14 protein-coding genes are annotated in these 25,259 nt (G+C 36.3%); 7 read left to right on the forward strand and 7 right to left on the reverse strand.

What is annotated here, in order from left to right; translation table 11 throughout:
* Nucleotides 1–73: 73 nt before the first annotated feature.
* Complete coding sequence (locus tag BM371_RS12960; RefSeq protein WP_034678368.1) at nucleotides 74–1,213, reverse strand: 1-acyl-sn-glycerol-3-phosphate acyltransferase; 1,140 nt, start codon at nucleotides 1,211–1,213, stop codon at nucleotides 74–76.
* 300 nt (nucleotides 1,214–1,513) lie between these two features.
* Between BM371_RS12960 and BM371_RS12965 the strand changes: the two genes are divergently transcribed.
* The 7 genes from BM371_RS12965 to BM371_RS12995 all read left to right on the forward strand — a co-directional run bounded on the left by BM371_RS12965 (nucleotide 1,514) and on the right by BM371_RS12995 (nucleotide 12,859).
* Nucleotides 1,514–2,575, forward strand: a complete 1,062-nt coding sequence (locus BM371_RS12965) for a 3-oxoacyl-ACP synthase III family protein (protein WP_034678371.1) — start codon at nucleotides 1,514–1,516, stop codon at nucleotides 2,573–2,575.
* 217 nt (nucleotides 2,576–2,792) lie between these two features.
* Nucleotides 2,793–4,196, forward strand: a complete 1,404-nt coding sequence (locus BM371_RS12970) for a glycoside hydrolase family 28 protein (RefSeq protein ID WP_034678374.1) — start codon at nucleotides 2,793–2,795, stop codon at nucleotides 4,194–4,196.
* A 1-nt stretch (nucleotide 4,197) separates the two neighbouring features.
* A complete protein-coding gene (locus tag BM371_RS12975) occupies nucleotides 4,198–7,761 on the forward strand; it encodes a DUF4450 domain-containing protein (protein WP_034678378.1) in 3,564 nt (1,187 codons plus the stop codon).
* A gap of 369 nt (nucleotides 7,762–8,130) precedes the next feature.
* Entirely contained in the window at nucleotides 8,131–10,266 is a 2,136-nt protein-coding gene (locus tag BM371_RS12980) for a hypothetical protein (protein WP_034678380.1), read from the forward strand.
* A 321-nt stretch (nucleotides 10,267–10,587) separates the two neighbouring features.
* A complete protein-coding gene (locus tag BM371_RS12985; RefSeq protein ID WP_034678383.1) occupies nucleotides 10,588–11,634 on the forward strand; it encodes a GntR family transcriptional regulator in 1,047 nt (348 codons plus the stop codon).
* An 80-nt stretch (nucleotides 11,635–11,714) separates the two neighbouring features.
* Nucleotides 11,715–12,158 (forward strand): nuclear transport factor 2 family protein, encoded by a 444-nt coding sequence (locus BM371_RS12990; protein ID WP_034678387.1) that lies wholly within the window; start codon nucleotides 11,715–11,717, stop codon nucleotides 12,156–12,158.
* A 74-nt stretch (nucleotides 12,159–12,232) separates the two neighbouring features.
* A complete protein-coding gene (locus BM371_RS12995; protein ID WP_034678388.1) occupies nucleotides 12,233–12,859 on the forward strand; it encodes a hypothetical protein in 627 nt (208 codons plus the stop codon).
* 93 nt (nucleotides 12,860–12,952) lie between these two features.
* Here the strand turns inward: BM371_RS12995 and BM371_RS13000 are convergent, their stop codons facing one another.
* The 6 genes from BM371_RS13000 to BM371_RS13025 form a co-directional block, all read right to left on the reverse strand.
* Nucleotides 12,953–14,104 carry an alpha-hydroxy acid oxidase gene (locus BM371_RS13000; protein ID WP_034678389.1) on the reverse strand — a complete coding sequence of 384 codons (1,152 nt, stop codon included), beginning with the start codon at nucleotides 14,102–14,104 and terminating at the stop codon, nucleotides 12,953–12,955.
* A 117-nt stretch (nucleotides 14,105–14,221) separates the two neighbouring features.
* A complete protein-coding gene (locus tag BM371_RS13005) occupies nucleotides 14,222–15,610 on the reverse strand; it encodes an FGGY-family carbohydrate kinase (protein ID WP_034678390.1) in 1,389 nt (462 codons plus the stop codon).
* 225 nt (nucleotides 15,611–15,835) lie between these two features.
* Nucleotides 15,836–17,116, reverse strand: coding sequence for a sugar isomerase (locus BM371_RS13010; protein ID WP_034678391.1), 1,281 nt, complete (start codon nucleotides 17,114–17,116; stop codon nucleotides 15,836–15,838).
* Between the two features lie 384 nt (nucleotides 17,117–17,500).
* Nucleotides 17,501–19,603: a bifunctional rhamnulose-1-phosphate aldolase/short-chain dehydrogenase gene (locus tag BM371_RS13015; protein WP_034678393.1), complete on the reverse strand. Its 2,103-nt coding sequence runs from the start codon at nucleotides 19,601–19,603 to the stop codon at nucleotides 17,501–17,503.
* Nucleotides 19,604–19,798: 195 nt separating this feature from the next.
* Complete coding sequence (locus tag BM371_RS13020) at nucleotides 19,799–21,877, reverse strand: RagB/SusD family nutrient uptake outer membrane protein (protein ID WP_034678395.1); 2,079 nt, start codon at nucleotides 21,875–21,877, stop codon at nucleotides 19,799–19,801.
* Between the two features lie 19 nt (nucleotides 21,878–21,896).
* Nucleotides 21,897–24,938: a SusC/RagA family TonB-linked outer membrane protein gene (locus tag BM371_RS13025; RefSeq protein ID WP_034678396.1), complete on the reverse strand. Its 3,042-nt coding sequence runs from the start codon at nucleotides 24,936–24,938 to the stop codon at nucleotides 21,897–21,899.
* Nucleotides 24,939–25,259 lie beyond the last annotated feature (321 nt).

Raw genomic sequence — 25,259 nt, forward strand, 5'->3', positions numbered from 1 at the left:
TCTATTTTGATATTTACAGTCTGATACTGACTTAAATATATTCTATACAGTTTTTTGAGACGCAGAAAGTTAATTACTTTTCTTCGTCTCTTTTTTTATATTTATTGACCACGGGATTTGCATACATCGCCAGAAAACTCTCTTTTAAAACAGTTTCAGAGCTGTCGATTCTCATTTCAAGACGACGTTCGAAGAGCTGCTTTTCTTCTTCTGTATAAAATTCAGAATATTGATTGGATTCATTCAGCAAATCAAACGCAATATAATTCGTTGGCCAAAGTTTGTAATTTTCGATGATAGAATCGTCAATAATCTGTGCGATTGCCTGAAGCTGTTTGTTTTTATTATCGGTGGTCAAAGCCACTTCATCAAGCTCATGTTCCAATACTTTTCCTGCATGAAGATGAATTCGTTTTTTCTGTCCCAGAACTCCGCTCAGAATGGTTTTAAAATCTTCATTTTCATCTTTTATATAGACTTCATTTTTAGATTTTGCCATGACTTGAGGCATTTTCAGGGCATCAGTAGGATCATATTCATAAGAAATCGATAGCGGAACAATTTTAAGTGAATTAAAAAAGTCAATTAAAGAATGATTTTCGGATGCCATCGCCAACATTTTCAGAACGCCCTGTTGGGTTGCATCATTTCCATCTTTTGTACGACCTTCGCGTTGCGCAATCCAAACAGAACGATTTTCCTTGTGCAGCAAATCATTAATATACTCCGACATAATTTTTGAACTATTCAGTTGCTCGCGAATCGACAATCCTCTCTGAACCAAAAAGTTACGGTTTAATTTTGCTAAAACGTGTAGAAAATTCTTTTGAACAAGATTATCTCCGATTGCAGAAGCAGTCATAATCAAGCCTTTATCCAACAAAACCAAGTTCAGCAATGAAGTATCCAAAACAATATCTCTGTGATTGGAAACAAATAGGTAGGCCGTATTTTTATCTAAATTTTCAAATCCTGAAGTTGTTAATCCTTCAGAACTCTGCTTCAGAATCTGGCGAATCGTCTGAGAAATACACTGATGCTGAAAATCACTTATAGAATGGATGCTTTTAAACTTGTCAAGCCAAAAATCTTCGTCAGAATCAGGAAAAGTAAACTGCATGAGTGCCTTCATCATCGGATGCCTTGCTATATTTTGCAAAGCCTCATTCACTTCATGATCATAGAAAGACCTGATCTCATCAAATTTCGACATAATTTTATTTAAAAATTTCGATTTGCAAAAGAACAAAAATTTTGCCGAGTAAATGAATGAAACAAAATTATAATTATGTTTTGAATAAAAATTAACATTTACATGAGAAAATGCAGACTATCAGCCTTTTAAAAAAAATTAATTCTGAAATTTAAAAATAAAAATCATTTTAAAATGCTAATTTAATGTAACAAATAATAATCAATTTTATTTTTCATTTATAAATACATACCTTTATCCAAGGAAATTTAAATTTTTCACAACATTTCCTTCAATTCTCTAAAATGAGACTATTTTTATATGAAAAGTAAAATCACAGGCGTAGGCAACTATATACCATCAGAAACCATCACCAATCTATTTTTTGACAGGCATATTTTCATGAATGAAGAAGGTGAGAATTTAAAAGAAGACAATTCTGTAATCACCAATAAACTAAAGAAAATTACAGGCATTGAAGAACGAAGATATGCAAGTAATGATCAGACAGCTTCTGATCTAGGATTTATTGCTGCAAAAGCGGCTATTGAAAACTCCGGGATTGATCCGGAAACTTTAGATTACATTATTTTCGCACATAATTTTGGAGACGTAAAATTCGGAACTATACAGTCTGATGCCGTTCCCAGTCTTGCTTCAAGAGTAAAACATCTGCTACAGATAGAAAATAATTTTTGTGTAGCCTACGATTTGTTATTTGGCTGTCCTGGCTGGATAGAAGGAGTTATCCAGGCAAATGCATTTATTAAATCAGGAATAGCAAAAAAATGTTTGGTTATCGGCGCCGAAACGCTTTCGCGCGTAGTCGATATTCACGACCGCGACAGTATGATTTATGCAGATGGAGCCGGAGCAGTTGTTTTGGAAGCCAATTCTGATGATGATTCAGGGATAAAATCTCATTTATCTGCTTCTTATACTTTAAAGGAAAAAGATTTTCTAAATTTCGCCAAATCTTATAATAACGACAGCTGTCAGGATACAAAATATATTAAAATGGATGGTCGCAAAATTTACGAATTTGCGCTGATCAAAGTTCCGGAAGCGATGAAACAATGTTTTGATCAAAGTGGCTATTCTATCGATCAGCTGGATAAAATTATTATTCATCAGGCAAACGAAAAAATGGATGAAGCAATTGTTCAAAGATTCTATCAATTGTACGGCGTTCCGACTCCTTCAGACATCATGCCGATGGTGATCAGCAAACTTGGAAACAGCAGTGTCGCAACGATTCCTACTCTTTTGACAATGATTTTAAATAACGAATTGCCCAATCATCAAATTAAAAAAAATGATATTGTTTTGTTTGCATCTGTTGGTGCAGGAATGAACATCAACGCATTTGTGTATAAGTTTTAGAATTAATTTTCATAAATTATAAAAGAGAAACAACCAGATTGTTTCTCTTTTTTTATTGTTTCGTATTTTTACTTTTCAAACTTTACAGTGGATTTTTGCGCAATCGATTACAAAAATTAAAAAATAGACAGACAGTGCAGGATAATTAATATTATCAATTAATTTAGATTGCAATAAATAAGAAATCACAGTATTTCAAAACAAAATACCTGAAATTATGAATAAGATTGTACTAACCTTTGTAGCATTCCTACTTTCAATGTCGTTATCGGCCCAGTACAAACCGTGGACTTCCGCAAAGCAGCCTTTAAAAGAAATCAAAGCATTAAAAAAGCAAATCAAAAAGCCTGAATTCAGAAAAGTTGATTACCTGATTACCGATTTCGGAGCTGTAGGTGACGGAAAAACAAAAAATACGGAAGCTTTCAAAAAAGCAATTGAAAAATGCAGTGCTGAAGGTGGCGGAAGAGTTGTCGTTCCCAACGGAGTTTTCCTGACTGGAGCAATTTATTTAAAATCTAATGTCAATCTTCATTTAAGTGATGGTTCAACGATTTTGTTCAGTCAGGACAGCAAAGACTACCCTATTGTTTTAACACGTTGGGAAGGAATGGAATGTATGAATTATTCCTCTTTAATTTATGCATATGAAGAAGAAAATATCGCCATTACTGGAAAAGGAACTTTGGATGGAAATTCAGATTTAGACAACTGGTGGTTTTGGTGTGGCGCTACAAAATATGGTTACAACACCTCTCGTCCGGGAAGACAAAACCCTGCAAGAGCCAAACTTCACGAATATATGGCGAACAGAACGCCTGCCAGAGAAAGAATTTTTGGCGACGGATGGTATTTAAGACCGAATTTCGTTCAGCCTTACAAGTCTAAAAACTTTTATATGGCGGATGTTTTGGTAAAAAATTCTCCGATGTGGAATCTGAATCCTGTTTTGTGTGAAAACGTTTTGATTGAAAGAGTAAAAGTTATCAGCCACGGACCCAACAACGACGGATTCGACCCTGAGGCGTGTAAAAATGTATGGATTAAAGATTCATATTTTGACACAGGAGACGACTGTATCGCCATCAAATCCGGAAGAGACGAAGACGGTAGAGATATCGGAAAACCAGCCGAAAACCATATCATCGAAAACTGCGAAATGAAAGACGGTCACGGCGGTGTTGTGATTGGAAGTGAAATTGCGGGCGGTGCTAAAAACATTTACGCCATCGGAAACGTGATGGACAGTAAGAATCTTGACCGAGCGTTGAGAATTAAAACCAGTTCAAGCCGTGGCGGAACGATAGAAAATGTATTTTTTTACAACACAAAAGTGGGTGCTTACAAAGAAGCTGCTGTGCGTTTCAATATGCATTATGAAAAGCCGGGAAATCACATTCCGACCATCAGAAATATTTGGGTTGAAAATTTAACCGTTGACAAAGGCGGTAAATACGCCGTATTTTCTGATGCTTATGAATCTTCGCCAGTGACAGATTTTACAATGATTAATGCTAAAATGGTTGGCGTTCAGATTCCTTACAAAGTGGATTACTTGAAAAATGTGACTTTAAAAAATGTAACCGTTAACGGACAGCCATTAACCGAGTTAAAACCATAAAATGCGAAAAAAAACCATTTTCGCCGGACTTCTGGTTTTATCGGCATTCTCACTCTCCTATTCCCAGTCGAAACACTGGCAGAATAATGAGCGTGAGTTGCATTACAAGGAAGACAAAGGCGACTTTTTATTGGTCAACGGAAAGTACAGATTCAACCGGGCTTTGTATGGTGACAACCGTGCATCGAGAGTTGAAGCCGGAGATTTGCCGGAATTCGCATTGTATCTTCCGGGAATGGGTGGCAATCTTCAGTTTGTCATTCAGAAAGGAAATTCGATTAAGAAATTAATTCAGGCTGATAAAATTGAAACACGTTACCGACCGGGTTCGATGTTGTATGAAATCAAAGACCCAATTCTTGGAACCGGAACTTTAAAACTGACCGTTTTGGCACAGGCCAAAGAAGAAGGTTTGGTTTTAAAAATGGAAACTGTAAATATAGATTCTTCAACAAAAATCTATGCGGTTTACGGCGGTGCGAGCGGAACGACTTTTAGCAGAAACGGCGACATCGGCGCAGACCCGGAATCGGGATTTTATCTGTTGCCTGAATATTGTTTTAACAATCAGTTTCAATTAAATAAAAATCAGTTTCAGCTCAATTATTTAAATAAGAAAAAAGAAACTCAAACCGTCTACGGAAGTTTTTCTAATGTCAATTCATTACGGCAAACTGATGCTGAGACTTTGGAAAAACTAACTGAGTTTACTCAAAATAAAACAGACAAATCTCCTATTGTTTACGCTTCGTATTCTTCACAAAAGCAACCGGTTTATATTCAGGTTGCCAAAGGAAAATCAGATAAAACTTTTTCAGATAAAGATTTGAAAAACATCTTTGACGAAGCGGAAAAATCCCGTTTAGCATTAACGAACAGAATTCAACTAAAAACTCCGGATGCAGATTTAAATAATTTCGGAGCCAATTTAGCCATTGCTGCTGATGGAATTTGGGAAAGTCCGACCTTCCTTCACGGCGCCGTTGCCTGGAGAATGCGTTTGAATGCGTGGCGTGGCGCTTACACAGCCGATGCATTGAACTGGCACGACCGAGCGAAAGAACATTTTGAAAGTTATGCCAATTCGCAGGTTCTGAAACCCGATTCTGCACCTGTCGAAATGGATACGATGCGTCATCTTGCGCGACACGAGGAAAAAATGGGAACTTCTGTTTTTTCCAGCGGATACATTTCCAGAAATCCGAATGATAACACAAAACCGCATCATTACGATATGAATCTGGTATTTTTTGACCAGATGTTTTCGCACTTCAATTACACCGGCGACAAAGAATTCCTAAAAAAAATGTGGCCGACAATGGTTCGCCATATGGATTGGGAAAAACGGAATTTCAAACGTGGTGATTTGTATGATGCTTACGCTGCAATTTGGGCAAGTGATGCACTTCAATATTCTGGTGGAAAAGTGACGCACACGTCGGCTTATAATTACAGAGCTAACCGTGAAATGTCAAAACTGGCGAAAATCATTGGCGAAAATCCTCAACCTTACGAACAGGAAGCTGATGCGATTTTAAAAGCAATGAAAAACCAGCTTTGGATAAAAGAAAAAGGTTATTTTGCTGAATACAAAGATGCTTTAGGCAATCAAATCGTTCACGACAAACCTGGAATTTGGTCAATTTATCACGTTTCCGATGCGTTTATTCTGAATGAATTTGAGGATTATCAGAATTTGCAATACATCAACAATCACACGCCGAAAATCCCGATTACGGTAAAAGGTGCAGATAATAAAGACTATTTCACTTTAGCAACTACAAACTGGCAACCTTACGACTGGTCGATTAACAATGTGGCTTTGGCGGAAAATTTACAGACCGCTTTGGCGTATTGGCAAGCAGGAAGAACTGAAGATGCCTATCAACTTTGGAAAGGAAATTTGGTTGAGTCGATGTATTACGGCATCAGTCCGGGGAATTTCGAACAGCTTTCTCATTACGATGCGTTCCGTGGAGAATTGTACCGTGATTTTGCCGACCCGATTGGTGTGGCATCAAGAACTTTGACGGAAGGACTTTTCGGGGTTTATCCGAATTTATTGGAGAATAAAATCAGCATCAAACCGGGCTTCCCGAAAGACTGGAATTCTGCCGAACTGAAACTTCCGGATTGGGAATATCAGTTTACCAGAACTTCGAAGAAAACCGAATATATATTTAAATCAAAATATCAAAATCCGGTGACTTTGGAAATGCAGATTCCTGTGAATTATTCCAACATCAAATCGGTGAAAGTGAACGGTAAAAAAGTGGATTGGAACATTAAACCCAATTCGATTTCACAACCATTTATTCAGCTTGAAACGCCGAAAGGAAAAGATTTTAAAATTGAAATCAACTATTCCGGAGAAGAATTGAAAAATGAGCAAACCGATTACGTTAATTATATTTCTGAAAATCTTCAGTTAAATTTTGATTCAAAAAAGAAAATTAAAGATGTTCTTGACCCACAACAATTGATTAAAACCCGAAACGGAAATCAGTTTAACTTAACTCAGGAAGAAAGAAAAGGAACTTTCTTCGTTCAGGTGGAGCAAAATGGAACATCTTGGTGGCAACCTGTGAACGTCGATATTCGTTTTCCTTTGGAGACAAAATGGGTGAATAAAAAATTGCAGATTCAGTCGAAATCATCCAATCCAATTAGTGGAAAACTGACGGTTAATGGTTTAAACAAAACTTTTCCAATTCAAAAAAATCAAAATGCGAACATTGAAATTCCGGCGAATATTTTAAGCAAAGGAACCAATTCAATCACTCTTGATTACAACGGAATTAAACAGAATATTGAAATAACAGACTGGAACATTGAGAATCAGGGTCAGTTTAACAATATATCATTGGCTTCAAAATACAATGAAAAAGTGACTGAGATTTTTAATCAAAAATACCTTTCACCGAGACTGGAAGTCCCGACTTTACAGCTTCCGTGGCAGGGAATCGGAAACTGGTGTTATCCTTTAATCACAGCTCAAATCGATGACAGCGGATTGATGAGCAAAAGAAAAAATGGCAAAGTTGATTTCCTTGGAATTCCATTTTTAATTGATAAAACGGATAAAAACATTGCGTTTGTCAGTCAGTGGGACAATTATTCAGATGCTCTTGAAATTCCGATTTCAGGAAAAGGAAAAAAAATCTATTTTCTGATGGCAGGTTCTACTAATCCGATGCAGTCACAGATTGTGAATGGAAAAATTACCGTTCAGTATGTTGATGATTCGACAACCGAATTGGAGCTGAAAAATCCGACGAACTGGTGGCCGATTGAGCAGGATTTGTTTGATGATAATTTCGCGTTTGAAATTCCGGATGATAAAATTCCGTATCGCGTGAAACTGAAGACTGGAGAATTGTACAAGGGTGGAACTTTGAGCAAATATTCAAGTATTAAAGGATTTACAGACCGTCAGGTAGATGGTGGTTCTGCAACAATTCTGGATTTGCCAATTGATGCGAGTAAGGAATTAAAATCAATAAAACTAACGGCCGTGAGCAATGATGTGGTGATTGGAATGATGAGTGCGACGGTTTTGAAATAAATTTAAAATCAATAGGGACGGGCTTTAGCCCGTTCTGAAAAAATAATTATTCATTGGCTTTAGCCAAAACTTAGTTTAGATTTTGGCTAAAGCCAATGATTATTAACCATTAATAAAATGGGCTAAAGCCCATTCCTATTGATAAATATTCGAAAATAACAATCAAAATGAATGATGTTCTATTTTGATACGTGAGATATTGCAGCCCGACTTGAACGGAAATCCTTTTGCGAGGAGGAACGACGAACAAAAGATTGGGAGTGGAAGGCGGAAATGTCTGCCATAAAAAAAATAAATTAACATTCGAGGTAGTCAATAGCTGCCCAAAATATAACATTGAACAAATTTATTTACTGAAATAAAAGAAAAATGAAAAAAATTACAATATATCTAGGGATTTTCCTGATGGGATTTTCTTCCCTGAATGCCCAGAAAATCGACCGAAAGAAAGTCGTTCAGCGACATAATGTGGTCAACACAAAAGCCGATACCCTTTCAACTTTGACTGTTGGAAACGGAAAATTTGCCTATACGGTTGACATCACCGGAATGCAGTCGTTTCCTGAATATTACAAAAACGGAGTTTCTCTCGGAACCCAGTCTGAATGGGGCTGGAACAGTTTTCCGAATAAAGAAAATTACAAGTTTGAGGAAACTTTAAAGCCTTATGATTTCAATAATGACGGTCGAAAAGCTTTGTACTCTGTACAAATCAAAGAACCGGAAAGGAATAAAGGTGCTGTGGAATATTTCCGTGTGAACCAACACCGTTTGCAGTTGGGAAATATCGGGATTGAGCTGACGAAAAAAGATGGTCAGAAAGCAAAAATTTCAGATTTGACCAACATTAATCAGAAAATTGATTTGTGGACGGGAATTATTACCAGCGAATTTTCTTTGGAAGGAACTCCGGTAAAAGTCTGGACGGCTTCTTTCCAAAATTCAGATAAAATCGGGGTTAAAATTGAATCTGATTTGGTGGCGAATGGCAAGCTTAAAGTTTTTGCCAAATACCCGCATCCATCGGGACAGTTTTTGGATGATGCCGCATTTTATGGAAGAGAAAACGAACATACAACGAAAATTGTTTCTTCTCAGTCGACGCAGGGTTTGATTCAGCATAAATTACAAAGCACGGATTATTATACTCAATTCAATTTTACGGAAGGAAAACTTCGTGAGGCAGGAAAACATTATTTTGTTTACGAGCCTTCTTCGAAAAATAAAACCGTTGAGTTAAGTGTAGAGTTTTCGGCTAAAAGTCCGAAATCTAACAGAACTTTATTCGGTGATGCTGAAAAAGAAAGTACTACTGGCTGGAAAAACTTCTGGGAAAGCGGTGCTGCTGTTGATTTTGAAGGAAGTACAGACCCAAGAGCCAATGAATTGGAGCGCAGAGTTGTATTGTCAGAATACTTAACGAAAGTTCAGTGTGGTGGGAACAATCCGCCACAGGAAACTGGTTTGACGTTCAACAGTTGGTACGGAAAACCGCACACCGAAATGCATTGGTGGCACGGTGTTCACTTTGCTTTGTGGGGAAGACCGGAGATTTTAGAAAAACAACTCGATTATTATTTCAGGTCATTTGATAAAGCTAAAAAATTAGCAGAAAGACAGGGTTACAAAGGCGTTCGTTGGATTAAAATGTCGGATAATGAAGGTAACGAAAGTCCATCTTCTGTTGCTGCATTTTTGATTTGGGAGCAACCGCACATCATTTATATGACCGAACTTTTGTACCGCAACAGCAAGGATAAAAAAGTTCTTGAAAAATATAAAGATTTGATTTTTGCAACGGCTGATTTTATGGCTGATTTTGCAACTTATGATAAAGAAAAAAACCGTTACAACTTAGGGAAAGGAGTCATTCCTGCACAGGAAGTTTTCCCTGCAAAAGATACGTACAACCCAACTTACGAAGTGGCATATTGGGATTGGTCGTTGAGAATCGCTCAGGAATGGAAAGAAAGATTGGGACAGCCTAGAGATAAAAAATGGGATGATGTCATCAATAAATTAGCTCCGCTTCCGGTTCAGGATGGGGTTTATTTATCGACAGAATCTGCAAAGGATTCATTCACATTTCCAAAATGGATGACCGACCACCCTGCCGTTTTAGGTGCATTGGGAATGGTTCCTGAATCTCCGAAACTGGATAAAAAAATAATGAAAAACACGCTGGATATCGTTTGGGAAAGATGGAACTGGGAACATACCTGGGGTTGGGATTTCCCGATGACAGCAATGAATGCAGCAAGATTGGGACTTCCAAATAAAGCGTTGGATGCTTTGTTTATGGATATTCAAACCAATACGTACCTGAAAAACGGACATAATTTCCAGGACAAACGTCTTAGAATTTATCTTCCCGGAAACGGCGGTGTTTTAACAACCGTTGCAATGATGCTCGAAGGTTGGGACAGTTCAACTGGACAATATCCAGGTTTCCCGAAAGACGGAAGCTGGAAAATAAAAGCGGAAGGTTTTAAAAAGATGCCTTAAAAAATTTCACATTCATATTAATTGAAGTCTGTCCTGAAAAAGGCAGGCTTTTTTAATTCAATATTCAAAGCTTTTAGTAAATACTTTTTTGGTTCAAAAGTCTTATATTTCAATCTACATCAAGAAATTGGTGATTTATTTGATTTAAACATAATTTAAATAAAAATAAAAACACACTGAAAATCAAATATTTAAAAATAATTAAATATTTAAACATGACGATTATCAGTTATTGTAATTTTTTGTAACTTGTCTTCTGTCACAAAATCATTTTTTGAAATTAAATTTTGTTAAACTAAAATAATTTCATTACGACAAGTCATGGCTGAAACATTCGAAATAAACATCAACGAAAACTCCAGAGTTCCAAAATATAAGCAGATCGTCGATTCTATTCTGAACGGAATTGATGGTGGCGAAATCAAGATCGGAGAGAAAATCCCTTCGATCAACGAACTTAGCGAATCATGTTTTCTTTCGAGAGATACTGTTGAAAAAGCTTATAAAGAGCTTAGAAAAAGGCAGATCATCGAGTCGGTAAAAGGTAAAGGATACTATATTTCACGCATCAATAAGAACGACAGCATTAACATTTTCTTCCTCATTAATAAACCAAGCACTTACAAAATGATGATCTACAATTATTTTGTGAACGCTATCGGTAGCAAAGGAAATGTAGAAATGTACATTTACCATTGTGATGAGACCCTTTTCATCAATTCACTCAAAAAAAATCTTGGAGGTTTTGATTATTATGTGATTATGCCGCATTTCCGTGACGAGCAATCTAAACATACAAGTTCCACCAAAGAAGTTATTGATATTATTGAGAAGATTCCGAAGAATAAATTATTAATGCTTGATAACACGAAACCTGATATTTCGGGAGAATATGGTTCTATTTTTCAGGATTTTGAGAATGATATTTACAACGCATTGAAAGAAGGTTTAGATAAAATTCAGAAGTACGAGAAGATCATTTTGGTATATCCTGACAAAGATATTCACCCCTATCCTTTCCGAATTGCACGAGGTTTTGAGAATTTCTGTAGAGACTATAAGCTTGATTATGAGATTCTTGATGAAATTTATCCCGATATGGAATTACAGGATAGAGATATTTTCATCACCATTCGTGAACGCGACCTTGTAAATTTAGTGAAACAGATCAGACAGAAAAACCTGAAATTGGGCGAAGACATTGGAATAATTTCTTATAATGAAACTCCACTGAAAGAATTACTTGGCATTACAGTTATCACTACAGATTTCAAAGCGATGGGCGAATCCGCTGCTTATATGATTCTTAAAAATAAAAAAGAATCTGTGAATAATGTATTTAAATTTATTCAAAGAGATTCATTATAAACCAAGATTTATTAATATTTAAAACAAATTCATGCAATCGATTACACTAAATCGGTTCATTAAAAAAAATATATTTAATTATGATCAAAAAAATAATTTTTGCATTTAGTTTTTTAATGGTAATTTCTATTTCTGCTCAAAAGAAAGATGATACACAAGCTGTCACCGAAGCAGCAGAAAAGCTGAGATTAGCTATGGTGAATGGTGAAAAAACAGAATTGGAATCTTTGATTTTACCGGAACTGACTTACGGACATTCTGGCGGACATGTTGATGATGCGAAAGAATTTGTTGAAAAACTCGTCAGCAAGAAATCTGATTTTGTTACGATTGATATTACGAATCAAAAGGTTCAGATTGTAGGAAACACTGCGATTGTTCGTCATCATTTTTATGCAACGACTGCTGATTTGGGAAAGGAGCCGGGTGATGTGACTTTGGATATTTTATTGGTCTGGACAAAGGTGAAAAACGACTGGAAATTACTGGCGAGACAGGCGGTGAAAGTGGAGAAGAAAAAGTAATTTAACTCTATAAAAATGATTCGTAAAGTAAACTTTATGAATCGTTTACTTTAAAATATTAATCTTTATTGAATATGAAAAAACAATTACTGCTTTTCATAACTTTAATTTTAATTACCAACTGTATAAGCAAAAAAATGATTTCGCCAAAAGAAGATGAAAGACAATATGATGGGAAATTATATTTTGCGACCTATAATGAAGCTAAATATCCTAGAGATACAATCAATAATGGTCCAAATGATTCGCTTTCATTATTCAGAAACAAATGGTATTCAAAACATTTGAATTCACTAAAAGAAATATCTCTTTTCGATAAAAAAGATGAAAATCTAAAAATTGTTAGATATACAAATTTAGGCACTTGGTCAAATCCATTTGTTTATAAAATGGAAAATCAAACTGGTCAGATAATTTTGACTTATAAACAAACTGATGGCTTAGGAGGATATCAAACGGGAAAAATAATAAAGGAACACACAAAGAAAGTTAATTTAGAGAAATGGAATAACTTTATTTCGAAAGCAAATGATATTAATTTTTGGAACATGGATACACATGACCCCAATATTGTTTTAGATGGTGAAGAATGGATTTTGGAAATTTTGATTGATGGAAAATATCATTTAGTTACCAGAAATAACCCTGAAAATAATGATGATTCAGAATTTGCAGAACTATGTAATCTATTGATTAACTAATTAATATAAAAAATAGACCGTCTCTTTTGGAACAGTCTATTTTTTATTAATTTCTCAGAATATTTTACATCAAAACAGTTCACTATTCGGTTTCTACTTCACCCTAAAATTCTGCAACTGTTCCGGTTTATCACAGCAAACCTGCTCCATAACCTGTCTGAACTGCATTTTCAGCATTTCAATAACGTGATCCCCACCTTTTTCGCCTAAAGCTCCGACGGCGTACATAAAAGTTCTTCCCATAAAGGTAAATTCAGCACCACAACTCAAAGCTCGGGCAACATCCGGACCGGTTCTTACCCCGCTGTCCATCATGATTTTAATTTGACCTTTATATTTTTCGCTGATATCTTTCACCACAGCAATCGTGGATTCTCCGGCGTCTAACTGTCTTCCGCCGTGGTTGGAAATAATCATTCCGTCGAACCCTAAACGTACTGCTTCTGCAGCGTCTTCGTCTGAAGCAACTCCTTTAATGACCAATTTCCCTTTCCATTTGTCACGAATCGCTTTAATTCTGTCTGAATTTAATCTTCCTGAAAAAGTAGAGTTCATGAACTGTCCCAATTGCTTCACATTCATATTTTTATCCATGTATTTTTCCATGGTTTTAAAACTTGGAACACCGTGTTTTAACATTTCTAAACACCACTGCGGTTTTACCAACGCCTGAGAAACATTTCTAAGATTCAGTTGAGGCGGCATTGCCAAACCATTTCGGATTTCTTTAGCTCTGTACCCAAAAGTCGGAACATCAGATAACACACACAGCACATCATAACCCGAAGCCTCACAACGGTCGAGAATATCGTCTCTTAACCATTCTTCTCTCGGATGATAAAGTTGAAACCATGCGTTACCTTCCGTCAGTTCAGCAATTCTTTCGATACTGCTTGTCGTTACGGTACTTAAAATGAAAGGAAGATTATGTTTAAAAGCAGCTTTTGCTAAAATTTCAGGAGCATTCGGCCACATTAATCCCTGTAAACCTACCGGAGAAATTCCGAAAGGTGCAGAATAGGTTTTTCCGAATAATTCGGTTTCCATATTGGCTTCTGCGTAGTTGTTGTTCAGATATTGCGGACGAAGCAAAACCTCTCTTAGTTCACTTGTATTTCGGTCGCGGTTGATGTTTTCATTACAGCCTCCGTCTAGATATTCAAAGGCAAAACGGGGCATTCTTTTTTGAGCTTTTTCAATTAAAAGTTCAAGCGATGCATATTTGGTATCAAATGGAAATGCCATAGTTTGTTTGATGTTTGATGTTGGTTGATGGATGTTTGATAATAGACGATACAAAATTAATTAATATGTATATTTTCATTTAACTTCCAGCATCTGACTTCCAGCTTCCAACAAAATTTATAAATTAAAAATTAACGGTTGAAGCACTTTCATCTGATAATGCTGCTGTAAAAAAGTTTCGTCTATTTTTTTGTTGGAAATTACCATGGAAGCTCCCAAAGCAGAACCCAATGGAGAATGCGTAGACATTACATTGTAGTGGTGGAAATGATGCGACATCAGTTTCATAAACACATCATTATCTGTAAATCCGCCGTCGATGTAAATGTTTTGAATTTCAGAATTTCCGATGGCATTTTTGATGGTGTGAATCTGTAAATCCATCAACTCAATCATTAACTGATGATATGCTTCTTCAAAGGTTGAAAAAGAGTTCAAATCTGTTGCGCTTATCATTTTTCTCTTTAAAATAATGCCTTCAAAACGGAAATAAACTGCTTTATGCTTCATCAAACGCAGATACAAGTCCTGATCAAATTTTACTTCTCTGTGATAACCATATTCTTTTCCGTAATGAGCACACAGTTTTTCAACCTGAATTTTATATTCATTCCCCATGAAAAAACGGGATGCTTTTACACGTTTCCCATCAATTCTCATATAGTTCAGGCAATTGTTTTCGATGTCTTCATCGGTTAAACTTTCATCATTAAAAGGATTCAGAGAAATACTCCACGTTCCGGTTGAAAGCAGTAAAAATGGCTCTTTTTTACTTAAAATATAAGGTAAAAGCGCTGAAGAACTGTCGTGAATTCCAACACCGATTTTCATTTTTTGATTTCTGTACGAAGTATTGATACTTGCAGAAGTAGGAACAATCGGAGGTAACATATGATCGATTTCCTCTTCATAAACCCAGTCGTGATAATCTGCTTTATCATAATCCCACAAATTGGTGTGGCAGCCTATCGAAGTGAATTCCGACACACAAATTCCGGTAAACAGATATGATAAATACTGAGGCAAATGAAGACTGTAGCGAATCTTTTTAAATACTTCTGGATGTTTATATTTTAACCAAAACAGCTGCAATCCTGAGTTGAGCATTCCTGCTTGTGGAGAAGCTGTTTCACGGGCAATTTTCAGTTTGCTGCCGTGTTTTTCGTAGAATAAATCCAGGATCTCCTCTTCGATTGGTTTTGTGTAATTGTACAATGGTGTGAGAACATTTCCTTTCTGATCCAGATGTACAAAACTTGCTCCGTACGTAGAGAAATTAATAGCCTTAACTTCAAAATTTTCATCATCAAGAATGGCATTAAAATTATCTTTGATCCAGTTTTGCAAAGCAACTAAATCTTCCGTTGGATAACCGTCTTCATCGGTCGTAAGTGGTAATTCTGTATATTCACGAACAACTTCTTTGTAATTTTTATCAAATAGAAAGAATTTTTTATTGGTTTTCCCAATATCAAATACAATGGTTACCTTTTTTTTCTTGGACATTCCTGTGATGAATTATTTATTTAAACATAAATAGCGCAGATGTTTTGACTAATGGCGCTAACTTGTTTACTTTAATTAAAAAAACAAAATCATTAAGGAGTGTTCAGATATTAAGAAAAACTTAATAATCTAAACACTTTCCCCTTAACGAAACTATATAAGGATACATATAATAAAAACTTTCGATTGCACCTGAAAGTTAGAATTATCAAATTAAAACAGGGTTTATAATCCTGTTGCTTTTACATTTAAACCTCTTTCGGAGATTAAATTTTCTCTTACTTTAAGGTTTCTGTATGCTGCGATCGGGTCTAATGCTGCACCGGTTTGTAATCTTGCTGCTTTTAATAACGGACGAACGTCTGTTCTGTATGCATTCTGCAAAATTTCCTGAGCACGAACCACATCGTTATTCAATTGAGCATCTTTCAATGATTTCTGATCTACTAAAAGAGCCTGTGCATAAGCAATTAAAATCGCTTCTAAAGACTGAATCAAATCTTCCAGCGGATCTTTGATGTTGTGACTTGCATCGATCATCCAAGCCGGATATGGGTTATTCGGATTGTTCTCGATTCCGTAAACCAATTCGTTGAAAATCAGGAACAGCGCGTAAGGTTTGATAGAACCTACTGTTAAATCATCATCTCCATATTTACTATCGTTGAAATGGAAACCTCCTAATTTCCCTTTATACATCAAGGTTGCAACGATTTGCTCAATGTTTGAGTTTGGCAAATGATGTCCTAAATCTACCAAAGTATAGGCTCTTTCACCACAAGCATTTGCCAACATGAAAGATGTTCCCCAATCCTGGATTGTTGTTGAATAGAAATTTGGTTCGTAAGGTTTGTATTCGATGAATAATTTCCAGTCTTCCGGTAAATCCGAATAAATTTCTTTTAAACTCTGTTCAGTTTTTGACAAAGCCGTCTGGAAATTCAACTGTCCCGGAAAACTTGCTCCATCCGCCAACCAAACAGTTAAGCTTTTTGAATCTAATTCTTTTCCGATTCTGATTACTTCTTTATTGTGTTCAACTGCATACGCTCTTGCTTCTTCATTCGCTGCATTCAAAGAACCGAATTTGTACGATTGTTTTGCATTAGGCTGGTCTTGGAACGTGTTTGAATTCATCGCATCGAAAATCAATCCGTGAGAAGCTGCTTTTTCTTTAATCGCCGCTACATCATTTGGAATATCCCATGGAATATGCAATGAAATTGCTCCTGCAGAATGTGTCAAAGCATGAATTAGCCCTACATCATCTAATTTTTGTTCTAAAGAAGAAGGTTCGCCACCGTAAGAAAATCTTCCGAAACGGGTTCCACCTGCTCCTAAAGCCCAACTTGGAATGGCTACCTGAAAGTCAGCAATTTTGTTGACAATCTCAGAAACATTAGCTCCCGATTTTGTTAGTTTATCTGATAAATATGCGAAGTCTGAATTGAAATTTCCTACTTCGATTTTATTGTTTTGTTGAATAATATCTTTTCCTATAATCATACTTTATTTTTACATTTTTAGATTAAATTAATATGTTTAAAATATTGAATTTAAACCATTAAGATTATTTAAGTTGTTAAGTTTTTTTAAGAAAAAATCAAATAGATTTTTTAAGCATATCTTTTAAAGCGAAGCTAAACTTAACCATTCTAAACTTCTTAATAAAACTTAATGGTTAAAATATTTTAATTCATCAATTTAAAATAATTTGCTTTAAAAATTTATCTTGGGAATGCATTTGCCATTCCGCCATCTACATTGATGATATTTCCTTTACATAGGGCTTCACCCTATGCTGTATTATGTCGCCACTTCGTGGCTTGGAGAGAAACAATTGATTAAACTTACACAAATGCAGTTTAACCAATTACTTATTCTATAGTTTTATCTTGGGAACGCATTTGCCATTCCGCCATCTACATTGATGATATTTCCAGTACTTTTATCTAAAATTGCCACACAAGCAAAAACTCCGTTTGCGATATCTTCAGGTAGAATAATTTCGTTCAGAAGATTTCTTTTTGCGTAGAAAGCAGGCAATTCTTCAACGGTGATTCCGTTTGCTTTTGCGCGACCTTCTGCCCAAGAACCTTCCCAGATTTTACTTCCGACGATTACTCCGTCCGGATTAACCACATTGACTCTGATCTTATCTGCTGCCAATTCTGCCGCCAATAATCTTGTCATGTGTTGCTGAGCTGCTTTTGCAGTTCCGTACGCTACGTTATTAGGTCCTGCAACCAATCCGTTTTTACTTGCAATATTCACGATGTCACCACCTAAGTTCTGCTTTTTGAAAATTTCAGTTCCTGATTTAGCCATCATAAACTGACCTTTAACTAAAACATTTTCAAGCAATTCCCAGTCTTTTGTAGTAGTATCTTCCAAAGATTTAGAAATCGCCAAACCAGCTGAATGAACGATGATATCTACTCCACCGAAAGCCAAAACAGCTTCTTTGTAAGCATCTGCAATACCTTCTTCGCTTGTAACGTCACACTGAACAGCGATTGCCTGATCTTTGCTGTATTTTGAAGTAACAGATTCTGCAGCTTCTTTGTTTAAGTCTGTGAAAACCACAACTGCACCTTCAGCAACCATTTTATCCGCAATGGCCTGTCCGATTCCACCTCCGGCTCCGGTTACGATTGCAATTTTTCTGGATAATGGCTTTTCTTTCGGCATTCTCTGAAGTTTAGCTTCTTCCAACAACCAGTATTCGATGTCGAAAGCTTCCTGTCTTGGTAGTGATGTGTATTCTGAGATTGCTTCTGCACCACGCATTACGTTGATTGCATTTACGTAAAATTCGCTTGCAACACGCGTTGTCTGCTTATCTTTTGAGAAACTGAACATTCCCACTCCCGGATAAATGATGATTACCGGATTCGGATCACGCATAGCAGGGCTGTTTGGATGTTTGCAAGTTTCGTAATATTCTTTGTACTCGTTTCTGTACTGTTCGAAAAGTGGATTTAATTTTTCTAAAATTGCTTTAGAATCCGTTAAATCTTCATTTTTATCTAAAGTTAAAACTAAAGGCTGAATTTTCGTTCTCAAGAAGTGATCCGGACAAGAAGTTCCAAGCGGAGCCAATCTTTCCAAATCATTACTGTTGATGAACTCCAATACGACATCGCTGTCTGTGAAATGACCCACCATTCTGTTTTCAGAAGAAGCCAAACCTCTTAATAAAGGCATAATTTGAGCTGCCTTGTTTTTACGTTCGTCAGCAGGAAGTGATTCTACTTTTTGTCCGCCAAAAACCTGACCTTTTTCTTCAATTTTTTTAGCAATATATTCAGAAGCCATTTCGATAACTTCTAAACTGTTGATATAAGATTCGTAAGAAGTGTCTCCCCAAGTGAATAAACCATGACTTCCTAAAACGATTCCTCTGATTCCAGGATTGTCAGCCAAACATTTTTCTAACTGTAAACCTAAATCGAAACCTGGTCTTTGCCAAGGAACCCAACCCATTGTATCGCCCCAGATTTCTTTGGTAATTGCCTGGCTGTCTTTTGCTGCAGCTACTGCAATTAAAGCATCCGGATGAAGGTGATCGATATGTTTGAATGGAAGAAGTCCGTGAAGCGGCGTATCAATAGAAGGTGCTTTGCTGTCAAGATCGAAGATACAGTGATCGAACAAGCCTACCATTCTGTCTTCGTCTGCCAAACCTTCGTAAACATTTTTAAGATTTCTTAATCTTTCTGTATATAAACCGGCAATTCCTTTTCTTGTCAAAGTTCCGATGTCACCACCTGAACCTTTTACCCACATTACTTCAACTTCTTCATTCGTTAAAGGATCTTTTTCGATGGTTTTGCAGCTTGTGTTTCCACCCCCGTAGTTTGTAATTCTTAAGTCTGCTCCTAAAATGTTTGAGCGGTATAAAAATAAAGCAACCTGGTCATCACCGAAAGATGCTGCTTTTTCATCATCCCACAAATAGTCTACGTATTTGAATGTTTTTACTTTTTCCATTGATTTCTTTTGTTTTCTGAATTTTAACCCAAATTTAGACTGTAATATTTTCAACAGTATCCCGCACTATACTGCTGAATCTATGATTTAAAGATAAATTAACAGTGACATTTATCATGTCTAAGATTCAGCTGCACGGTATTTCATTTAGGTAAATGGTAAATTAATATTATGATTTGGTGTTTTGTAAATTTCTTAATACCCAGGAAGCTGAGTTAAGTTCGGATTATCAACCATTGGATGACCTGCAGATTGCGCTGCAAACGGAAGTAATTCTGTCTTATTCGGTACAAATCCGTAGAAAAGACCATCTCCTCCACCCTGAATCCAGTTTGGATAAGTTCCTCCGTTTTCTGCTGAACCAGTTGGTTTGGTGTAGATGATGTTTCCGATTTGTAATGTGTTTACCGCACCTGTACTAAAGCCAACTGTTCTTCTTGCATTAGCATTAAAAGTACTTGTATATGCCTGGAACATATTTACAGGGTACCACTTGTCATCAGTTGTTGAAGTCTGTCCGTTCGCTAATGCTATGCTTTTTAAAGTTGTTTGATATGCAGCATAGTTAGCCGAGTTCGTTGGAATTGCCGAAACCGTTGCAATTTGTGCAGGATCTGTAATATTGATGTAGGTTACCGCTAAGAATGGATCACCGTAAACCTGTGCATTTTTATGAAATTTATACAAACGAATCGCAGGCGTATTGGCATAAGCACCTGTTTTATCTGATAAATTTTTCATTGCCTGTCTTGTAGCATTGATTTCGCTTTCAAGTTTATTCATTCTGATTAAATCAGTACGAAGGTTAAACTCGCCCGCAAATTCCCATTTACGCTCCTGAACAAGAGCCTGCTCAAATGCAGCCTGACCACTTGGAACAGGCATTGAGCCAATTCCCGCACGATTTCTAACCTGCATCAATGCAGCAATCCCCTGTGCTGTAGGACCTCCGTTTAGATAGTTTTGGGTTTCTGCATACATTAACAATACATCTGCATATCTTATTAATGGAATATTTAGATTTCTTGCATCTGCAGCCTGTGGTTCTACACACCACGAAATTCTGAATTTACCCGGCATAATACATGAGAATGTAGTTCCCACATCTACGAATGTATCACCAGCATTTCCGTTATTTAAGAAATAAATGCTGTATGATGTACAAGAAACGTCTCTTCTGGTATCTCCGGGAGCAAAAGATAAGTAATAGGTCGGTAAGACGAACTGAAGCGCTTTACGAGATCCATAAGTTCCCCCTCTTGTTCCGGGATGTGCATATACTCCAAATGCCGAATTGGTATTTTGTCCGTACTGAGCGATCTGCCAAATAATTTCATTATTTACTGCCGATAAATTTCTTCTGCAGAAATTAAACCATAAGTTTTCGAAACCGCTTTTTCCTCCAGAAGCCTGCATTAAAGAATGTCCTCCTCCGTTGATGACCGCCGCAGCTGCATTGTCTGCAATCTGATATAATTGCTGAACTCTTGCATTATCCGGACGTCTTGACATTGTTCCGGGAGTTGAAGAGTTTAACGGCCAACGAAGAGAATATCCTGCAGCATATAAAGCAATTCTTGCAAGCAAAGCATTTACTCCAGGTTTTGTTAATCTTTCTGTAGTAGGAAAACCAGGCTGTCCTAAACTAGGCATTGCGTTTACCGATTCCTGAAGATCAGCAATGATACGGTCGTATATTTCATCACGTGAAGCACGTTTCGGATATAATGTATTTGGGTCATTCGGATCTAGTTCTAAAAGCTGTGTCCAGATTGCAGGAACATCACCATAAACTCTGATCAAATTATAATAGCAATATGCTCTGATGGCTTTTACTTCTGCCAATAAAGCATCTCGCTTTTCGCTTGCAGGCATTTGTCCTAATCTGCTGATTGCAATATTTGTTCTCTCAATGGATGCATACATTGCTGCATAAATTCCTGTAACCGTATTGGGCGTATAAGCATCATACTGATAATTACAGATATTGTATTTTGAATTGTTTGTAGAACCATCTTCGCTGGAATGAATTACTGTATCACCAGCTCCTAACTGATAGTACATTTCTGTAGGAACCAAACTTCTGTAGCAACCCTGAACAAATATATCTGCAGTAACAAGATCTGCAAATACAGATTCGGTATCGGCCGCATCATATGCAGGCTGATCTAAAAAATCATCACTGCATGAATTTATCATTTGTGTTGCCAAGATTAAAGACGGAATAATGATCAGTCTTTTTAAAAGTCTTAATTTATTATTAGCATTTTTCATGATCTAAAACATTTTTTTCTTAGAAGGTTAAATTTAAACCAAGAACATAACTTCTTGAACGTGGATAGGTAGAACTATCAAATCCAGGGGTAACTGCAACACCACTTGCTGCTGTAACTTCAGGATCATAACCTGAATATCCTGTAATTGTCGCCAGATTATTCACTGTAAAATAGATACGAGCATTACTTAGTTTCACATGCTCAAGAAAATCTCTCGCAAAGCTATATCCTAATGTTACCTGTGCAATTCTCAAATAAGAACCATCTTCTACATAATATGATGAAGGATAAGTAATGTTTTGAGAGTTGATCGCACTTAAACTCCAAACACGAGATCCTTCGTCGGGATTCAATTCTCTCAATCTTGCAAGATTATTGGTAATTAAACCTGTATTAGGATCAATTAAACGGTAGTAATTATCTCCAAATTCTGAAGGCACGTTCTGAAACATCGCATACGGACTTAAGCTGTGTTTTGTCGCATTATAAATGTCGTTTCCTACACTGAATTTCATGAATATATTAAGATCAAAACCTTTATACGAAAAACTATTACTGATACCTCCAATAAAATCAGGAGTACCATTACCAATTTTTTGCATTTTTCTTGTAAATTGATCACCTTTTTCATTGTCTGCAGCAAATTTCATATCACCAGGTTTTGGAGTTCCAGTTGCAGGTTTTACAACACCCGGTTTTAAGCTAAGAGATCCATCGGCGTTCTGAATAAAATCATCAGTTGTATAAACTCCCTGATAAACATATCCGTACATATCTCCTAATTCTTCGCCTACTGTGGCATAATAGGTAACCATACCCGTTCTGTTTCCTCCTACACTGAATGTTCTGTTCGTTTGCCCCTGTTCCAGAGACATTACTTTAGATTTGTTGAATGAAATATTGAAATCTGTTGACCATCTGAAGTTTTCAGATTTAATGTTCACAGTGTTTAAAGTAAATTCCAGACCTCTGTTTCTTAAAGAACCAATATTCTGATACTGTCTTGAATAACCTGTTGAAACCGGAAGTAAACTTTGCAATAACATTCCGCTTACATTATTATTATACCATTCTGAAGTTAATTTAACTCTGTTATTAAATAATGCGATATCAACTCCTAAATTCGTAGCTTTCAATTCTTCCCACCGAAGTAAAGGGTTACCTAAATTCGTACTTGTTACATATGCAGGATTTCCCGGCGTATTATTCATCGGATAATCGCTTAATGAAAGATTTGTTACAAATAAATTGTTTCCGATATCATTATTACCCGTAATACCATATTCAAATCTTAACTTTAAGTCATTAATGAATTTTTCAATTTTAGAATCCTGCCAGAAACTTTCCTGAGAAACACGCCATGCTGCCGCAACAGATGGAAATACTCCCCATTTATTGCTTGGTCCGAATTTAGAAGAACCATCTCTACGCACTGTTGCAGTTAATAAATAACGATCATCATACGTATAGTTTACACGACCGAAATAAGACAATAAACTGTTGCTCGAACGACCTGAAGATTTCTCCTGTACAAATGCATTAGATATATCATCAAGCCCAAAGTTTGGGAATGGGAATTTTGTTAGTCGCATACTGTTACTTTCAGATTGTGAATAAACAATTTCGTAACCCGCTAATACATTCACCCTATGTTTTTCTGCGAAAGTTTTATTGAACGTTAAAGTATTGGTAATCTGATACCTGTAAGACTCACTATTCCCAATACTACCATTGATACCTGTATTTACAGGATCTGTAAGATACGCTCTAGAATTTTCATCTGAGAATGAAGTAGATTTGCTTTGGTTCCAGTTGTACTGACCTGCAGTTCTGAAAGTGAAATTTTTCAGGAAGTCAAACTCAATCCCTGCGTTGGCAATAAAAGTTCTGGAACGGTTGTTTGAAGTTGACGCACTGGTTTCCACAAAAGGGTTTTCTGTATCAAAACCTGAATCAAGACTTGAGAAGTCCGGGAAAGTCTGGGTATTAAACAACTGATCCTGGTTGAAAAGTGTACCGCCCGTGATCGGCTGAAGTAGGATTTTTTTCATTCCGCTATAAGCTCCACCTCCATTGGTTGAATTCGAATTAAACATTGAGTTAAAATCTACTCTTACCCCTTTGTATAATTCTGAATTGATGTTTGCACGTAATGAATTTCTTGTTTCACTGGAATTTTGCAATAAACCCTCCTGCTTATTGTAGTTATAACTAATGAAAGCCTGAGTTTTTTCGTTTCCTGTAGAAATATTAACATTCTGATTCTGAGTTAACCCTGTTCCGCCCAACATTTTATCTTGCCAGTCTAAATCCGAAGCCGATGCATAACGATTGGAAATTCTGTTGAAAGCACCCGAATAGAATCCCGGAGTATCTAATGGAAGACCATTGTCGAAAACACTGCTCCATCCTGTCATTTTATTCTGAAGCTGGGCAAATTCATACTGATATTTTACATATTGCTCTGCGTTGGAAATCATATCCAGCTTTTTAGAGAGCATATCAAACATCATGAAAGAATTATAATTGATGGTTGTTCGCCCTTTTTTACCGCTTTTAGTTTTAATTACGATAATACCGTTAGATCCACGAGCTCCGTAGATTGCAATCGCAGAAGCACCTTTTAGAACGTCAATACTTTCAATATCATTTGGGTTGATTACGTTTAATGCATTATCAAGCTGGAAACCATCAACGATATATAATGGTGAAGTTCCCTGTGTGATTGATGCTCCTCCACGAATGGTAACATTTGCACTTGCTCCCGGCGCTCCACCTGAAGTAACGATATTCAAACCTGAAGCTCTACCCTGCAAAGCCTGTAAAGCGTTCATTGCCGGTGTTGCGGCCAAGTCTTTAGCTGACACGGATGCTACAGATCCTGTTAAATCAGACTTTTTAACTTTACCATAACCTATTACAACGACCTCTTCAATATCTTTTGTATCTGTTTTAGCAGTATCACTTACCGCTTTTTGCCCGAACATAAAGCCGGACGCAAGCAGAAATAGCGGCGCAATGAGTGGCTTAAAATTCGTCTGTTTAATTATCAAACACATATCTATTAATTTTTTATGTTACCAAAGTACACCGTTACAAAAGTTTTGGCATCCTGCAATATCCTGCATAAGAAAATTCATAATTTATCATAAATAATTATATAAAAACGCTTTAATAAATACAAATATTATCGATTTAATTATGAAAAATAAAATTAAATATCAATTTTTAAACATTTATTAACCAGTGTGTGTTAAATTAATATAACCAAAAACGATCACCGGAATTCATTTTTAATTAACACAAAAAAAGACACCAGAAAATTTGGTGTCTTTGAGCTTCTAACTCTTAACTATATGAATATGATAAAAAAAATAAAC

This window comes from Chryseobacterium formosense, assembly GCF_900116415.1.
Classification (GTDB): domain Bacteria; phylum Bacteroidota; class Bacteroidia; order Flavobacteriales; family Weeksellaceae; genus Chryseobacterium; species Chryseobacterium formosense.